At 66.9% G+C, this 16,183-nt stretch carries 15 protein-coding genes; 9 read left to right on the plus strand and 6 right to left on the minus strand.

The genetic code is table 11. From position 1 onward, the window contains the following. Positions 1 to 15 precede the first annotated feature (15 nt). From ACV22Z_RS06850 to ACV22Z_RS06870, 5 genes are all read left to right on the plus strand, one after another. Positions 16 to 897 carry a pilus assembly protein gene (locus ACV22Z_RS06850; RefSeq protein WP_448075556.1) on the plus strand — a complete coding sequence of 294 codons (882 nt, stop codon included), beginning with the start codon at positions 16 to 18 and terminating at the stop codon, positions 895 to 897. 21 nt (positions 898 to 918) lie between these two features. After that, positions 919 to 1,254: a DUF3613 domain-containing protein gene (locus ACV22Z_RS06855; protein ID WP_448075557.1), complete on the plus strand. Its 336-nt coding sequence runs from the start codon at positions 919 to 921 to the stop codon at positions 1,252 to 1,254. 61 nt (positions 1,255 to 1,315) lie between these two features. Beyond that, on the plus strand, positions 1,316 to 3,064 hold the full coding sequence (locus tag ACV22Z_RS06860; protein WP_448075558.1) for a TadG family pilus assembly protein: 1,749 nt from the start codon (positions 1,316 to 1,318) through the stop codon (positions 3,062 to 3,064). Positions 3,065 to 3,082: 18 nt separating this feature from the next. After that, positions 3,083 to 4,474, plus strand: a complete 1,392-nt coding sequence (locus ACV22Z_RS06865) for a sigma 54-interacting transcriptional regulator (RefSeq protein WP_448075559.1) — start codon at positions 3,083 to 3,085, stop codon at positions 4,472 to 4,474. A gap of 55 nt (positions 4,475 to 4,529) precedes the next feature. Then, positions 4,530 to 5,228: a DUF2968 domain-containing protein gene (locus tag ACV22Z_RS06870; RefSeq protein ID WP_448075560.1), complete on the plus strand. Its 699-nt coding sequence runs from the start codon at positions 4,530 to 4,532 to the stop codon at positions 5,226 to 5,228. 114 nt (positions 5,229 to 5,342) lie between these two features. Here ACV22Z_RS06870 and hfq read toward each other — a convergent pair whose 3' ends face one another. Beyond that, positions 5,343 to 5,972: an RNA chaperone Hfq gene (gene hfq, locus ACV22Z_RS06875; RefSeq protein ID WP_448075561.1), complete on the minus strand. Its 630-nt coding sequence runs from the start codon at positions 5,970 to 5,972 to the stop codon at positions 5,343 to 5,345. A 305-nt stretch (positions 5,973 to 6,277) separates the two neighbouring features. On the opposite strand from hfq, the gene ACV22Z_RS06880 reads away from it, so the two are divergent. Further along, positions 6,278 to 6,559 carry a hypothetical protein gene (locus tag ACV22Z_RS06880; protein WP_448075562.1) on the plus strand — a complete coding sequence of 94 codons (282 nt, stop codon included), beginning with the start codon at positions 6,278 to 6,280 and terminating at the stop codon, positions 6,557 to 6,559. Between the two features lie 60 nt (positions 6,560 to 6,619). On the opposite strand, the gene ACV22Z_RS06885 is transcribed toward ACV22Z_RS06880, so the two are convergent. The 4 genes from ACV22Z_RS06885 to ACV22Z_RS06900 form a co-directional block, all read right to left on the minus strand. Next, complete coding sequence (locus tag ACV22Z_RS06885; RefSeq protein ID WP_448075563.1) at positions 6,620 to 7,561, minus strand: DUF1571 domain-containing protein; 942 nt, start codon at positions 7,559 to 7,561, stop codon at positions 6,620 to 6,622. 26 nt (positions 7,562 to 7,587) lie between these two features. Beyond that, entirely contained in the window at positions 7,588 to 9,342 is a 1,755-nt protein-coding gene (locus ACV22Z_RS06890; RefSeq protein ID WP_448075564.1) for an AMP-binding protein, read from the minus strand. 79 nt (positions 9,343 to 9,421) lie between these two features. After that, positions 9,422 to 10,258: a TetR/AcrR family transcriptional regulator gene (locus ACV22Z_RS06895; protein ID WP_448075565.1), complete on the minus strand. Its 837-nt coding sequence runs from the start codon at positions 10,256 to 10,258 to the stop codon at positions 9,422 to 9,424. Between the two features lie 215 nt (positions 10,259 to 10,473). Beyond that, the gene (locus ACV22Z_RS06900) at positions 10,474 to 11,694 is read right to left on the minus strand and encodes an MFS transporter (RefSeq protein ID WP_448075566.1); all 1,221 of its coding nucleotides are present in this window, start codon (positions 11,692 to 11,694) and stop codon (positions 10,474 to 10,476) included. A gap of 283 nt (positions 11,695 to 11,977) precedes the next feature. On the opposite strand from ACV22Z_RS06900, the gene ACV22Z_RS06905 reads away from it, so the two are divergent. The 3 genes from ACV22Z_RS06905 to ACV22Z_RS06915 all read left to right on the plus strand — a co-directional run bounded on the left by ACV22Z_RS06905 (position 11,978) and on the right by ACV22Z_RS06915 (position 15,078). After that, a complete protein-coding gene (locus ACV22Z_RS06905; RefSeq protein ID WP_448075567.1) occupies positions 11,978 to 12,529 on the plus strand; it encodes a GNAT family N-acetyltransferase in 552 nt (183 codons plus the stop codon). 178 nt (positions 12,530 to 12,707) lie between these two features. Further along, the gene (locus ACV22Z_RS06910) at positions 12,708 to 13,334 is read left to right on the plus strand and encodes a ParB-like protein (RefSeq protein WP_448075568.1); all 627 of its coding nucleotides are present in this window, start codon (positions 12,708 to 12,710) and stop codon (positions 13,332 to 13,334) included. Positions 13,335 to 13,359: 25 nt separating this feature from the next. Next, positions 13,360 to 15,078, plus strand: coding sequence for a SulP family inorganic anion transporter (locus tag ACV22Z_RS06915; RefSeq protein WP_448075569.1), 1,719 nt, complete (start codon positions 13,360 to 13,362; stop codon positions 15,076 to 15,078). 6 nt (positions 15,079 to 15,084) lie between these two features. Here ACV22Z_RS06915 and ACV22Z_RS06920 read toward each other — a convergent pair whose 3' ends face one another. Next, complete coding sequence (locus tag ACV22Z_RS06920; protein ID WP_448075570.1) at positions 15,085 to 16,140, minus strand: hypothetical protein; 1,056 nt, start codon at positions 16,138 to 16,140, stop codon at positions 15,085 to 15,087. Positions 16,141 to 16,183: the final 43 nt, after the last annotated feature.

Genomic DNA, 16,183 nt, shown 5'->3' on the forward strand with positions numbered 1-16,183 from the left:
ACGGAAGGAGCATTGATGAACCGAATCGGTGGAATCATGAAACTGGCGGGCGTGGTGGCGATGGTCGGCTTGCTCGGCGCGTGCTCGACGTTCAAGGAAAGCGGCTACGGCGTCGGCGCACAGGCCGAGCGCGCCGCGCTGATGGACGCGGCCGGCCAGAAACAGGCTGCGCCCGATACGCCGGGCATGTATCTCGGGCTGATCGAGCGGATGCAGTCGCAGGGCCTGTATTACGCGTCGCTCGCGCATATCGACGCATACGAGAAGCAGTACGGCGCGTCGCCGGAGTCGATCCTGCTGCGTGCCGATGCGCTGCGCATGACCGAACAGCCGGCCGCGAGCGCGGCCGCCTATACGCAACTGCTGAACACGCCGCTCGCCGCACGCGGGTATCGCGGGCTCGGGCTGATCGCCGGCGCCGCGGGCGATTTCGAGCACGCGTCGCAGGCCTTGTCGCAGGCGTCGGTGCTCGCGCCGACCGATGCGTCGATGCTGTCCGATCTTGCTTATGCGAAGCTGCGCAGCGGCGACATACAGGGCGCGCGGGTGCCGCTGATGAAGGCGGCCGAGCTGGACCAGAGCAGCCCGAAGATCATCAGCAACCTGACGCTGTACCTGCTCGCATCCGGCCGCACGCGCGACGCGCAGAAGCTGATGAGCCAGCAGAAGCTTTCGCCGGAAGTCCGCAACGACATCCGCAACGACGCGACGAAGATCATCGCGGCTTCGCACACGTGGCGGCGCGCGGTGCCGGCGGCTGCGCCAGTCGTCGCGATGAGCGGGGCGGGCAGCGTCGTCGACGTCGCCGGGAGCGGTGCCGTGAAACGCGCCGCGCCGGTGGCGGGCATCCAGGGATTCGATCCGACCGCGCCGCTGCTGCAGCGGTTCGCGCAATGACAAGACAATCGGGGAACAGACATGACCGACAACCACATGAATCTCGAACGCCCGCTGCGTGTACGCCGTGGCGTCGCGTTGCTCGTACTCGTCGGCGCGGCCGCGACCGCGCATGCGCAACAGCCCGCACAGAATGCAGCGGAAATTGGCCACTCGACCGAAGCGTGGCTCGCGCTGCAGCGGGACAACCAGTCGGTCGGCCCGGCATTGCCGATGCTCGGCGATGCCGCGTCGCTCGCCTATCAGCGGTATCTCGATTCGTTCAAGAACAAGATTCCGGACTCGATGGGCTCGCCGCTGAGCGGAAACGGCGGGGGAATGCCGGGCGGGCAGGGCTCGGCGCAATCGTCGTACTGAGGCCGTGATGCGTTCGGCTCGATCGACCCGATCCTGTGCCCGTCGGCGCCACCATCGGCGGATGGACCGCCAGCGCGGCACCGTGGCGCTTCTGGCGGCCGTGTGGGTGCTCCTGGCGGTGGTGGTGCTGGGTGCGGTCGATATCGGCAATCTTTTCTTTCAGCGCCGCGACCTGCAGCGAATCGCGGACATGGCTGCGCTGGCTGGCGCACAACGCATGGACGACCAGTGCGCGCAGCCGACCACCACGGCGACGCAGAATGCGACGGCGAACGGGTTCAACCCGCAGGCAACGGGCAATTCGATGTCGATCGTCTGCGGCCGATGGGATATCGCGGCCTTTCCGAATCCGCCGTATTTCGGCAGCGCAGCGAGCCAGCTCAATGCGGTGCAGGTCACGCTGTCGAAGCCCGTGCCGTTCTTTTTCCTCGGGCCGAAGCGCACCGTCACCGCGACGTCGATCGGGAAGGAGGTCAATCCCGATGCGTTCACGATCGGGACGTCGCTCGCATCGCTGCAAGGCGGCCTCGTGAACAACCTGCTCGGTGCGCTGCTCGGGGCGAATCTCAACCTGACGGCGCTGTCGTACCAAGGGCTCGCGACGACGCAGGTCCAGTTGAAGGATCTCGTCGCCGCGGCCAAGGTCGGGACGGTCGATCAACTCGCGAACGTTTCGGTGACGGCAGGCGGGTTCGCGCAGTTGCTGGTCAACGCGCTGTCGCGCACGCAGGTGGCCAACGTGAACGCGGGTGTCGCGACGAGCGCATTGAATGCGATTGCGAAAGTCGCGGTGGGCACGACGACGGTGAATGTATTGAGCAGCGGCTCGACGCCCGGCGTGCTGGCGGTGGGGCTCGCAAACAAGCAGGCGGCGGCCGATGCGCATATCACGCTGCTCGATGCGTTGATGGTCGCGGCAGAAGTGGCAGCCGTAGGGCAGCCGGCAGTCAATATCAATGCCGGCGTGAATCTCGGGATCGGGACGACGACGTTGCAGGTGCAGATCATCAAGCCGCCGGCGCTTGCGGTCGGCGAAGGCGGCATCGACCCCACCACAGGCACGTGGCGCACGCAGGCCACCACGGCACAAATCAGACTGTTTCTGAATGCCGATCTGGGGACGACGCAAATCACGATCTTGAACTTGCTCGGATTGGGTTGGTTGAACAGCTTGCTTAACCAAATCGTCAGCGCGGACGTCCATCTGCCGATCTATCTCGAGGTCGCCCCCGGCACCGCGTGGCTGGTATCGACAAATTGCGCGCCGGCCCAGGCCGCAAGCCGTGCGGTTGTCGGTGTGCAGACGGGCGTCGCCAATCTTTGCATCGGCGACACGCCGCCCAACATGAACGCCCAGCAACCGTTCAGCTGTAACGTTCCGGCAACGATTCTCTCGGCGACGCTGCTTGGCACGCCCATTCAGGTGAAGGCGAACGTTGCGTTGCCTGCGGTCGTTCCGGCCAGCAATTCTCCGATGCTGACTTTCAATGGCGTGACCGGCGATTCGGACGACTACCAAACCACGAATTCCAACGCTGTCGGTTCGGTGCTGACAAATGCATTGTCAGGCGTGGCGAACGGTCTCGCCTCGACGAACGGACTCGCGTTGTATATCGGCGGGACCTCCGTTTCGCTTGGCACCATGCTGAGTCCGCTCATCACCGTGCTGACGAATGCGCTGTCCCCCTTGCTTTCCGGCCTCGACCAGATCATCGTTCCGCTGCTGAATCTGCTCGGGGCCCAGATCGGTGTCGCGACGGTGCACAATCAGGCGCTGACCTGCGGTGTCGCGCAAACGGTAAGTAATTAGAAAAGTCAGATCAATCCGATGAGAACCACGCCCGCATTCGAAGAGCTCGACCTGTACGTCTGGGAAGGCAAGGCGGACATCGTCGACCGCGTTGCCCGGTGCATGGCGAGCTTCGACGTCGAAGTGATCCGCGCCGACAACGCGGAAATCTCGCCCGAACGCGCCGCACTGCGTCCGTCGCTCGCGATCATCAGCGTGACGATGATCGAAAGCGGCGCCGCGTTCCTGCGCGACTGGCAGGCCAACATCGGCATGCCGGTCGTGTGGGTCGGCGCCGCGCGCGATCACGATTCGTCGCAGTATCCGCCCGAGTATTCGCATATCCTGCCGCTCGATTTCACCTGCGCGGAACTGCGCGGGATGGTCGGCAAGCTCGTCACGCAACTGCGCGCGCACGCCGCGGAGACGCTGCGTCCGTCCGAGCTCGTCGCGCATTCGGAAGCAATGCAGGCGCTGCTTCACGAAGTCGACACGTTCGCCGACTGCGACACCAATGTGCTGCTGCATGGCGAAACCGGCGTCGGCAAGGAGCGCATCGCGCAACTGCTCCACGAGAAGCACTTGCGCTACCGGCTCGGCGAATTCGTGCCGGTCAACTGCGGCGCGATTCCGGATGGCCTGTTCGAGTCGCTGTTCTTCGGGCATGCGAAAGGATCGTTCACCGGTGCGGTTGTTGCGCATAAAGGCTACTTCGAACAGGCCGCCGGCGGCACGCTGTTCCTCGACGAGGTTGGCGACCTGCCGCTCTACCAGCAGGTCAAGCTGCTGCGCGTGCTCGAGGACGGTGCGGTGCTTCGGGTCGGCGCGACGTCGCCGGTCAAGGTGGATTTCCGGCTCGTCGCGGCGAGCAACAAGAAGCTGCCGCAGCTCGTCAAGGACGGTCAGTTCCGCGCCGATCTCTACTACCGGCTCGCGGTGATCGAGCTGAGCATTCCATCGCTCGAGGAGCGCGGCGCGGTCGACAAGATCGCGCTGTTCAAGTCGTTCGTCGCGCAGGTCGTCGGCGACGAGAAGCTCGCGCAGCTTCCGGACCTGCCGTACTGGCTCGCGGATGCCGTCGCCGACAGCTATTTCCCCGGCAACGTGCGCGAACTGCGCAACCTGGCCGAGCGCGTCGGCGTGACGGTGCGCCAGACCGGCGGCTGGGATGCCGCGCGGCTGCAGCGGCTGGTCGCGCATGCGCGCAGCGCCGCGCAGCCGGTGCCGGCGGAGAGCGCGGCCGAAGTCTTCGTCGACCGCAGCAAGTGGGACATGGGCGAACGCAGCCGAGTGATCGCCGCACTCGACGCGAACGGCTGGCGCCGTCAGGACACCGCCCAGCAGCTCGGCATCAGCCGCAAGGTGCTGTGGGAAAAAATGCGCAAATACCAGATCTTCGACGAGGAGCCCGAGACCCGCGATAGCGAGTAATAAATGAGATAATGGCGCGCAGAATTACAACGACTCGGTGCAGGAATCACATTACATGAACCAGATTACGGGGTTGGGGCGGGCATGCGTGATGCTCGTCATGTTGGGAGGCATGCAGGGCGCGTACGCGCAAGGGTTGGCTGGAGATCCATCGGCAGCGGTGCAGCAGGCGTCGGTGCCCGTCGTCGCGATCCCGTCACTTGATTCTCAGGCACCGACGCAGATGCAGGCGGGCGACACGACCGGCCCGAGCACGGTCGACGAACTGCAGCGCCAGATCCAGGCGCACGCGCTGACGGAAATGCGCACCAGCTACAACGGCAGCTACGGCGCGAGCCTCCTGTTCAACGTCAAGGACGGTGCGTATTTCGTCGCGCTGTTTCAGCAGAAGGCATTCTGGCGCGTGATCAAATCCTACGACGAGACGCGTGCTGAAGCGATCTACCGGGATTTCTCGCGCCAGGCCGAGCGTCTTGCGGTGAACGAATTGCGCGCGGCGCGGCTGGAATCGCAGAAGGCGCAGATGGATCGTCAGATCGATGCGACGCAGGAGCGGGCGCGGCGCCTGCAGGCGGATATTTCGATCGCGCGTGAGCAGCAGGCGGCCGTGGCGGACCGTCAGAAGACGGTGCGCAGCGAAACCGCGGCACTGCAGGCGCAGCAGGCGGAACTGCAGTCGCAATTGCGCGCGTTGCAGCAGCAGGTGCGTTCGCTGCAGCGCGAAGCCGACGCCGGGTTGTCGGGCGTGCGCTGATCGGTACCGGCCCTGCGTGTGTGGCGACATGCCGCGCCGCGGCCGGCGTACGGCACGGGTCAGGGACAGAGGGCCACAGAAAAAAGGGCAAGCCCACGGGCTTGCCCTTTTGCTTTATTGGCCGTCCGGCACGATTCGCCGGCGCCGGGTGACGATCACCGGCCCGTTGCTGCTGCGCGGTTCCGACGAAGCGGAAGAGGCCGGCTGGTCGCCGGTATCGCGCGGCGCGCCGTAACCTTCGCGGGGCTCGCGCGGCGCGTAGCCTTCGCGGGGTTCGCGCGGCGCGCCGTAACCTTCGCGGGGCTCGCGCGGCGCGTAGCCTTCGCGGGGTTCGCGCGGTGCGCCGTAGCCTTCGCGCGGCTCGCGCGGTGCGTAGCCTTCACGCGGCTCGCGCGACCCGTAACTGTCGCCGCGCGATTCGCGGGAGCCGCCATGCGAGCCGTACGGGCTATGGCCGCCGCCTTCACGTCCGCCAGGACGGCCGCCGCCGCCGGTGCGCGGGCCGCGCGGACCGCCGCCGCCCGGGCGCGAGCCGCCCGTGTCGAGCTGGATCGTGGAAATCGCACGCTTGTAGATGCCTTGCAGACCCACGGGGGTGCGCAGCATCACCAGATACTGGTCGAACGACTCGATGCAACCCGTCAGGCGGATGCCGTTGACGAGATAGATTTCAACGCGCTTACGTTCCTTGCGCGCGGAATTGATGAAGTCGTTTTGCGGATGGGATTCTGCGGGATTGGCCATTGAGATGCGGCAGGAGCCTGCGTCAGAAAATATGTTGTGCGTGTGTGTGGCGTCGAATCCACAGGATGTTTGTGCGGGATTTTACCTTGTTCGATCCCGCTGCGTGCGGTCGTGATTGTGTCGAACCGTAACCCACTATAGACGGTTCCGCGCGTTTCGGCGATCCGGCCAAACGGCCAGCCGCCGGCCAGTCGTCGTTGTTACGTCGCGTTACGATTCTCGCAGCGCCGTTGCACCTGCCGTCGCGCCGCTCGATTACAGTCGTCGCGCGCGTCGGCGGAGCCGGCTCATCAGAGATCGAAAACATGAACAAGTGGCGAATGGCAGTGTGGGTCGGGGGTGCGGCGTTGCTGGCTTCCGGCAGTGCGATGGCGGGACACGTCGACGTCGCGGTCGGCATCGGCTTGCCGGTCGCGCCGGTCTATGCCGAACCGGCACCGGTCTATGTGGCGCCGCAGCCGGCGGTGGTAGCCTACCCGGGCTACGGATACGGCTACGAAGGCGATGACGACGACGAGCACTATCGCAAGTGGCGCAGGCACTACTACAAGCATTGGCACAAGCATCACGACGACGACGACGATTGAGTGACGCATGAGTAACGCATTCACCCGGCGGCATCGCGAAACGCGTGCCGCCGGCGTGCATCAGAACTTGTAGTCCGGATTCTTCGGATCGAACGCGGTGTCGTCGAGCGCCGCCGGCGCGATCTTCTCGATGACAATGCGTTCGAAGATCCGTCCGTCGTTGTCATACGATTCGACGGTCCGGAAATAGGGCGCGTGCAGGTCGAGTCCCAGGGTTTCCTTCTTCGCGTAGAACTGCGGCCGGCCGGTCGGCGTCTCGTAGGTGAGGGCGACGACCCGCACTCCGTCGACTGTCTTCGCTTCCACCTGGGTCGGCCGCTCGACGCCCGCTTCGCGGTATTTCTTCCCTTCGGTCAGGTAAAGGTTCGCGATGAACTCGGTGCCGAGATCCTTCACCTGGTGATTCGATTGCGCACGTGCGAGCGCGCCGTCGATGGCCGTCCACAGCGGCACCTTGCCGAGCAGCCCGCCGAGATGGCCAACCATCTCGTCCTTGCGCAAAGTCGAGTCGTAGATGATTTCCTGGCCGGCGTGCGCGCCGTCCGGCAGCCATTTCGCGTAGACCTTGAGCGGACCCCGCGTGGTCTTGACGAGCATGTGGTCGGGCGTGTCCGGCCACTTCCCGCTGATGCGTTCCTGGCGCCGCATCGTGAACTGATACGACGGATAGCCGATCGGCCCGATGCGGATGTACTCGGGCACGGCGAGCGGATCGAGCGCCTTGAACAGTGCGGTGAGCGTCGCGTCGTCGAGCTTCGCGAGCGCGCCTTGCTGCGCGGCGGTGCGCAGCCAGCGCGCCTGCTGCGCGGCGCTCTCGCGGGCCACCTTCGCGAGGTCGGCCGGCAGCGGCGCGGCGTCTGCCGCAGCGCTCGCCGCTGCGGCGGCCTCCTGCGCGTGCGCGGCCTCCTGCGCGTGCGCGGCCGCCTGGGCCAGCGCGAGCACGCCGGCGATGGCCGCGGCAGCCGCATGCCGGCGCAGCGGCCGCTTCGTTCCTTCGTTCATCGAGTGCGTCTCCCGGTGCGATGGATTCAGCCGTGCGACGCCGGCTTGCGTTTGGCGATTTCCTCGTCGCGCAGCGCGCGGCGCAGGATCTTGCCGACGTTGGTCTGCGGCAGCGCGTCGCGAAACTCGACGAACTTCGGCATCTTGTAGCCGGTCAGGTTCTTGCGGCAATGCGCGAGCACGTCGTCGACCGTGAGCGACGGGTCGCGTCGCACGACGAACACCTTGATCCGCTCGCCCTGCACGTCGTCCGGAATGCCGATCGCCGCAGCCTCGCTGATGCCCGGATGCATGACGAGCACTTCCTCGATCTCGTTCGGATACACGTTGAAGCCCGACACGAGGATCATGTCCTTCTTGCGGTCGATCAGGCGCACGAAGCCGTGTTCGTCCATCACGCCGATGTCGCCGGTGCCGAGCCAGCCATCGGCGTCGATCACCTTCGCGGTTTCGTCAGGGCGCTGCCAGTAGCCGCGCATCACCTGCGGGCCATGCACGCACAGCTCGCCCGCCTCGCCGATGCCGGCCCACGTGCCGTCCTCGCGCCGGAAGCGCACGACGGTCGACGGCGCGGGCAGGCCGATCGAACCGCTGAACGCGGCCATGTCCTGCAGGTTCACGGGGTTCATCGTGACGATCGGCGAGCATTCGGTCAACCCGTAACCTTCGACGACCGGCCGGCCCGTCACCTGCTGGAAGCGTTCGGCGACCGCGCGCTGCATCGCCATGCCGCCCGCCATCGCGAGCTTGAGCTTCGAGAAATCGCGGCTGCGGAATTCCTCGTTGTCGAGGAATGCGTTGTACAGCGTGTTGATGCCGGTGATGCCGGTGAAGGTTTCATGACGGATGATCTTCATCACCATCTTCGTGTCGCGCGGGTTCGCGATCAGGATGTTGCGCCCGCCGAGCCCCATGAAGATGAACGCGTTCACGGTCAGCGAATAGATGTGATAGAGCGGCAGCGGCGTAAGCACCGTCTCGATGTCGCCGGAAACCTGGTCGGCGATCCACGCCTTTGCCTGCAGCAGGTTCGCGATCAGGTTGCCGTGCGTGAGCATCGCGCCTTTTGCGACGCCCGTCGTGCCGCCCGTGTATTGCAGGAACGCGAGGTCGTCGCGCGTGAGCGCGACGGGCTGCGGCTTGCCGCGCGCGCCGAGCGCGAGCGCCGAGCGCAGTTGCACGGCCTGCGGCAGGTGGTACGCGGGGACGAGCTTCTTCACGTGCTTCAGCACGAAGTTGATGAGCCGGCCCTTGGCATTGAAACCATCGGCAAGCAGATCGCCGAGCGCGGTGACGACGACGTTCTTCACCTGCGTTTCCGGCAGCGCGTCCTGCAGCGTGCGGGCGAAGTTCTCGAACACGACGATCGTCTGCGCGCCGCTGTCCTTCAGTTGATGCGCGAGTTCGCGCACCGTGTAGAGCGGGTTCACGTTGACGACGATCGCGCCGGCCTTCAGCGTGCCGAACAGCGCGACCGGATACTGGAACGTGTTCGGCAGCATGATCGCGACGCGGTCGCCGGGCTTCACGCCGATGCCCTGCAGGTACGACGCGAAGGCCGCGACCTTTTGCGCGAGCGTGCGATAGGTCATCGACGCGCCGGCGCTCACGTACGCGACGCGGTCCGCGAACTGCGTCGTGCATTCGTCGAAGAATTGAACGAGCGACGCGTACTGCGTGACGTCGATCTCGCGCGGTACGCCGGGCGGGTAGGACGCGTACCAGATGCCGTCGGTGTTCGGCGGCACCTGCGCCGCGGCGGGTGCTGCGGAAGCGGACATGGTTGTCTCCTGAATCTCGAGTCGAATTTTGATGGCGCAGCGCGACGCGCCGCACGGGGCGCCGCTGCGCGCGGGACGGTCAGTTCGCGTGATGCAGCGTCGTGTCGTCGGCGGGTATATCGGTTGACGCATCGGCCGGGGAATCGTCCGGTGCAGCGGCCAGATCGTTCACCACATCGCGCGCGCCCGCATCGTCGAGCACTGCCGCGAAGATCGCCAGCTGCGCGCTGTCGGGCATCGGCGCCTTCAGCGCGGCGACGATCAGCGACGACAGCCGCGCGATCATCTGCACGTCGTTCATCGTGCGGCCCTGCGAGAATTCGTCGATCAGGCTCTCGGTCTCGGCGCCCGCGAGCGCGCCGGACAGCGCGCCGATCGCGAAGTGCAGCCGCCAGCCGAGTTCGGTGCGCGGCAGGCTCGGCAGCGCGCGCTGGAACGCGTCGAAGAAGCGGCCCGCGACACTCGCGTAGTGCGCGGTCAGGAAGTTGCGCACGAACGGCGACGGATCGGTGTACGCGCGGCCGATCAGCCGCAGGAACGCACGGCCGCCGCGCTCGGGGTCGCGCGACGCCTTCAGCGCCGGGATGAACATCGCGCCGAGCACGTGCTCGCAGGTGACGTGCGTGCCGATCTGCGCGTCGAAGCGGTCGAGGATCAGCAGGCGCTCCTGGTTGAGCTGGTCGAGCCGTCGCGACAGCATCGCGTGGATCAGCGCTTCCTTGCTGCCGAAGTGATAGTTGACCGCTGCGAGATTGACCGTCGCGCGCGATGTGATCTGCCGCATCGACATCGCTTCGAAGCCGTGTTCGATGAACAGGTCTTCGGCTGCGTCGAGAATGCGCGCTTTCGTCCCGCCGGCTTGCCGGCTGCCGGCCGGCCGCCCAACGGATGGCCGCCCCACCTGACCCACTGCCATGTTCCGCCTCCCATGCCGGTCGCCCGGCCGCGAACAATCGATTCAAATTTGTAATTCAAACAACCGTTTTTCTTAAGATAAAAAAGCGCAGGCCGAGCGGGCAAGCGTTGAATCTGGACAGAAACCTCTAGACCGATGTGCAAACGCGGAAAGATTGCCGCGCGGCCCCGGAGGGTCGGGCCGCACGGCATGATGCGCTGCATCAACCGGCGCGCTCAGCCGACGCTGCTACGCGTATTGACGGATTGCGTCATGTCGATGCCGCGCCGCTCCGGGCTGAACAGGATCAGGATCGCGATCACGACCGCGACGGTGCCGCACACGAGCGCGAGCGCGAGGCTGTAGTCGTTGCCGTGCGACACCGCGAGCGACGCCTGCATCGTCGCGTTGCCGGACGCGAGCAGGTTGCCGAGCTGGTAGACGAAGCCGGGGAAGGTTGCGCGGATCTCGTCGGGCGAGATCTCGTTCAGGTGTACTGGAATGATCCCCCACGCGCCCTGTACCGAGATCTGCATCAGGAACGCGCCCGCGGCCAGCAGCAGCGGGCCGCTCGAGAACGCCCACAGCGGCAGCACCGGCAGCGCGATCAGCGCGGCGATGAAGATCGCGCGGCGGCGGCCGATCTTCTCCGAGATCGTGCCGAACGCGAGGCCGCCGACGATCGCGCCGATATTGAGCACGATCGTGATCCACGACACCGTATGCGGTTCGAAGTGATGCTGTTCGCGCAGGAAGGTCGGATACAGATCCTGCGTGCCGTGCGAGAAGAAGTTGAACGCGGTCATCAGCACGACCGCGTAGATGGCGAGCTTCCAGTTGTTCTGCAGCGTGGTGACGAGGCTCGGCCGCGCCCGTTTCTCCATCTGCGTCCACGCCGGCGATTCGGGCACCTTCGCGCGCACGTACAGCACGAGCAGCGCGGGCAGCACGCCGACCATGAACATCCCGCGCCAGCCGATGTACTGGTACAGCACGCCGAACACGATCGACGCGACCAGATAGCCGCTCGGATAGCCGGCCTGCAGCAGGCCGGACACGACGCCGCGCGAGTGGGTCGGCACGGTTTCCATCGTCAGCGCGGAGCCGACGCCCCATTCGCCGCCCATCGCGACGCCGAAGAGGGCGCGCAGCACGAGCAGCGACGTGAGGCTCGGTGCGAAGCCCGACGCCAGCTCGATCAGCGAATAGCACGCGATGTTGACCATCAGCGTCGGCCGGCGGCCGTAGCGGTCGGCGAGCCGGCCGAAGATCAGCGCGCCCAGCGGACGCATCGCGAGCGTCAGCGTGAGCGCGAACGCGACGGCCGGAATGGTCGAATTGAATTCGGCCGCAATGTCCTTCAGCACGAAGACCATCAGGAAAAAATCGAACGCATCGAGCGTCCAGCCGAGGTAGGCGGCGATCGTGACGTTGCGTTGCTCGGGGGTCCAGCTCATGGCCGAGGTCTCCTCGTTGGCGTGCGCCCTCACGGTTCGCGTGCGCGTGCCGCCCGGCAGGCGCGCGGCGCGGGGGCATTCAACGAGTGTAGGTCGCGGCAATGCGTGATGTGGCCCGCGATACGGTCGAATCGGGAATAATCCCTACGAAATGCATTGTTGCCGGAAGCGAAACGCGCATGCGCCGCGCATGCAGGCTTCGGCTGTCTGTCGTGCGCCGGAAGGCCCGGTGTATTGTTTTTGTAATGTGATCGCGCGTGAGCGCACCGAATCAGGAGTCCGGATGACTGCACGTCCCGCCGCCGCGCTTCCTGCGCTGCCCGCGCTCGAGACCGCCCGTCTGCAGTTGCGCCCGCGCGTGCTCGCCCATCTCGACGCGTGTCTCGCGATGGATCGCGATCCCGACGTTACGCGGCATATCGCCGGCCCGTGGCATGACCCCGTCGAGCATCGCCGCTTCGTCGAGCACCGGATCACGCGCGACTATCCACCGGGGCTCGGCTACTGGTCGATTTTCGAGAAAGCGGCACCCGGCACGTTCGTTGGCTGGGTGCTGCTGATTCCCGACTACGCCGGCGGCGCACACGACGTCGAGATCGGCTGGCGGCTCGTGCGGACGGCGTGGGGGCGCGGCATCGCGAGCGAAGCCGCAGCGGCCGTCGTGCGCCACGCGTTCGACACCGTGCGCCTGCCGCGCGTGATCGCCGACATCGCGGCGGCCAACGCCGGTTCGCTGAATGTCGCGCGCAAGCTCGGGATGCGGCGCGTCGGCGTCGTGCGGGACGGCATTCCGTACGTGCGCCACCGGCTCGAGCGCAACGACCTGCGCGTGTAGCGCTCCTGGCGCACCGAGCGGGAAGAGCGGGAAGAGCGGGGGGAACGGCGCGGTCCGGCACAGGCGCGCGTGCGGCCGTCAGAAATCGTCAAACCGGAGCAGCCGAGGGATGCGTGGTATTAACGGCGCGCGCGATCCGGAGTATCGTTGCCGGAATTTCGTTACATAGGGTACGACCATGACACTCGGCCGCGATGTTCATCTCATTCCCGTCAAGCTCGAAGCGCTGCGTCCGACGCAGATGACGGTCGGCTATCGCGAAGTGAAGGCGAAGCGCAAGCACTGGAAGACGCTCGGCAAGCGCGAGCGCAAGGCGGCGATCGATTCGCACTGGTTTCCCGCCGTCGTCGGCCCTGGCGGGCATCACTTCATCACCGATCACCACCATCTCGGCCTCGCGCTGATGGAGGAAGGGGAGAAGAGCGTGAAGGCGATGCTGCTGAAGGATCTGTCCTGGCTCGACGAGACGATCTTCTGGCGGATGATGGAGCACAACCAGTGGGTGCATCCGTTCGGCCCGGACGGCGCGCGCCGCGATTATGCGCATCTGCCGACGGGGCTCACGGGGCTCGAGGACGATCCGTACCGCAGCCTCGCGGGCGAGCTGCGCACCGCAGGCGGCTATGCGAAGGACGCGACGCCGTTCAGCGAATTCCTGTGGGCAGACTACCTGCGGCAGCACGTGACGCTCGACCAGATCCGCAAGAACTTCGACAAGGCGCTCGATGCCGCAATGAAGCGTGCGCACGAACAGGATGCGCGCTATCTGCCCGGCTGGTCGGGTGTGATCGTCGTGAAAAACTGACCAGCCCGCGATGCCGACCGACCGCATGCCGACCCCGCAACCCCACCTCGATGCCGGCCCGCAGCATGCCGACCACTTCGCCGCGCTCGACGCGGCGCCGCCACCCCGCGCGCAGCGCATCGGTCGCGATGCGCTGGCCGGCGTGTCGATCGCCGGGCTGTTGATACCGGAAGCCGTCGCATACGCGGGGCTGGCGAACCTGCCGCCGCAGGCCGGCCTGATCGCGCTGCTGTCGGGCCTCGTCGTCTACGCGCTGACGGGCAGCAGCCGCTTCGCAATCGTGTCGTCGACGTCGTCGTCGGCCGCGGTGCTCGCGGCCACCGTGTTCGCCGAGTCGGGAGTGGGGCTCGCCGCGCAGCTCGCGCTCGCGGCGGCGCTCGTCGCGATGACGGGCGTGCTGTTCATCCTCGCGGGCGCCGCACGGCTCGGCGGCATGTCGGACTTCGTCGCGCGGCCCGTGTTGCGCGGTTTCACGTTCGGGCTGGCGGTGACGATCGTCGTCAAGCAATTGCCGAAGATCCTGGCGGTCAAGGTGCAGCACAGCGATGCGCCGCGCGTCGCGTTCGACCTGATCGTCGGTGCGCCGCACGCGAACCTCGCGAGCGTCGCGCTCGGCGGCGCCGCGCTCGCGCTGCTGTTCCTGCTCGGGCGCCGCTCACGCGTGCCGGCGACGCTCGTCGTGATCGTGCTGTCGATCGCGGCCGGCTACCTGATCGACTGGCAGCGCTACGGGATCGCGATCGTCGGGCACATCGACTTCGAGCACGTCGCATTCGGCCTGCCGTCACTCGACCGCAACGCGTGGATGCAGACCACCGAACTGGCGTTCGCGCTGATGCTGATCCTCTACGCGGAATCGTACGGGTCGATCCGCAATTTCGCGCTGAAGCACGGCGACAGCGTGTCGCCGAACCGCGACCTCGTCGCGCTCGGCTGCGCGAATCTCGTGTCGGGGCTGTTGCACGGGATGCCGGTCGGCGCCGGCTATTCGGCGACGTCCGCGAACGAGGCGGCCGGCGCGCAGTCGCGCTTCGCCGGCCTGTGGGCGGCCGGCGTGATCGCGCTGATCGTCTGGCTGTTGCTGCCGCAGCTCGCGCGCACGCCCGAGCCGGTGCTCGCGGCGATCGTGATCTTCGCGGTCAGCCATTCGCTGCATCCGACGGTGTTCAAGCCGTACTGGGTCTGGCATCGCGACCGGCTCGTCGTGATCGCCGCGGTGCTCGCGGTGCTGGTGCTCGGCGTGCTGCACGGGCTGCTCGCCGCGATCGGCGTGAACCTGCTGCTGACGCTGCGCAAGCTGTCGGAGCCGAACGTCAGCGTGCTCGGCCGGCTGCGTGACAGCCACGACTTCGTCGACGTGTCGATTCACGAGGATGCGAAGCCGGTGCCCGGTGTGCTGATTGCGCGGCCGGAGGCGCAGCTGTTCTTCGCGAATGCCGACCGGATGCTGAACCGCGTGCGCGCGCTCATGAAGGCGGCGCCGGACACGCACACGGTGATGCTGAGCCTCGAGGAAACGCCCGACGTCGACGGCACGACGATCGAATCGCTGCGCACGTTCGCCGCGGAATGCGCGGCGCGCGGCCAGCGTTTCGCGATCGTGCGGCTCAAGCTGCACGCGTTGCATGCGCTGCAACGCGCGGCGGACGACACGTTGCGCGTCGACGCGATGTCGGAGCTGAGCGTCGACGAGAACCTGCAGCAACTGCTGGCGGCTGGCAGTGCAGTGACAGCGCACACCTGACGGGATTCAGCTTGCGTCGGGCACGTCAAGCACGTCGAAGCGGTACTTGATCTCGAGCGGCCGTGCCGGATCGAGCGTCACCGCGGTCGCGACGCCGCGCGCATTGATCGGGTTCGGCGCGAGCGATGCATGGCAGCCGAGCTCGAACGCGCTCGCGACCGGCTCCACGCCGACGCACAGGTTGCGGCCATTCCACGGCGCATGCGCGCGGCCGCGATTGCTGATCCACAGCAGCAGCGACGGCAGCACGGCCGCATCCCACGTCAGCCGGTACGCGGTGCCGGCGACGTCGTCGTGCAGCGTCACGCCGCCATCGATCCCGCAAAGCTGCACGATTTCCTCGGTCGCGTCCGCGAACGGCAGCCGGTCGAATGCGCGGTGGCCGCCGCCGGCGAGCGGCACGCGGTCGAGCGTCTCGAATGTCGCACCGGGCTGGCCGCGCGACACGCCGGGTTCGGGGCCGCCTGGATGGACGACGCCGAACCGGAATGCGCCGGGATCGATCCGCAAGGCGCCGGCGAGCCCCGGCAGCGCGAGATTCGGATGCAGGCCGGCGGGGCGGCGCGCGGTCGTGCGTGCGTCGATCCGCAGCGCGACGTCGAGCGCCGGGCGCAGCGGGTCGGCGCGGATCGTGCGCGTGATGCGCGCAATCGGCGAGCCGGCCGGGTAGTCGAGCGCGATCTCGATGTCGTGCGACGTACGCCGCACGCAGGTCCAGTCGGCGAAGCAGCCATAGCCATGCTGGAGATCGTCGCTCGCGTCGAGCGGCGCATCGTGCGCGGCAACCGGCGTCGCGACCGCATCGCGCCAGCCGTCGGCAAGGCCGTCCTCCGGCAGCCCGGCGCGCGCATACGGCACGCCGAACGGCACGCACGCGAACTCGCTGCGCATCGCGCCGAGCAGGCCATCGGGCCGGGCGCCGGGTTCGCCGAGCCACGGCGGTTCGTAAAACGGGCGGACGACGCGCGTGCCGCTGTTAAAGGTGACGCCGCCGAGCATGCCGCCGCGTGCATGCACGTCGAATGCGCCGTGCGCCCATTCGAGATGCCAGACTGATTCCATAAGGTCGATGCGTGAGTGCAGAAGTCGTTGGGCGGCGCGCCGC

The sequence above is a fragment of the Burkholderia sp. PU8-34 genome (assembly GCF_053427725.1).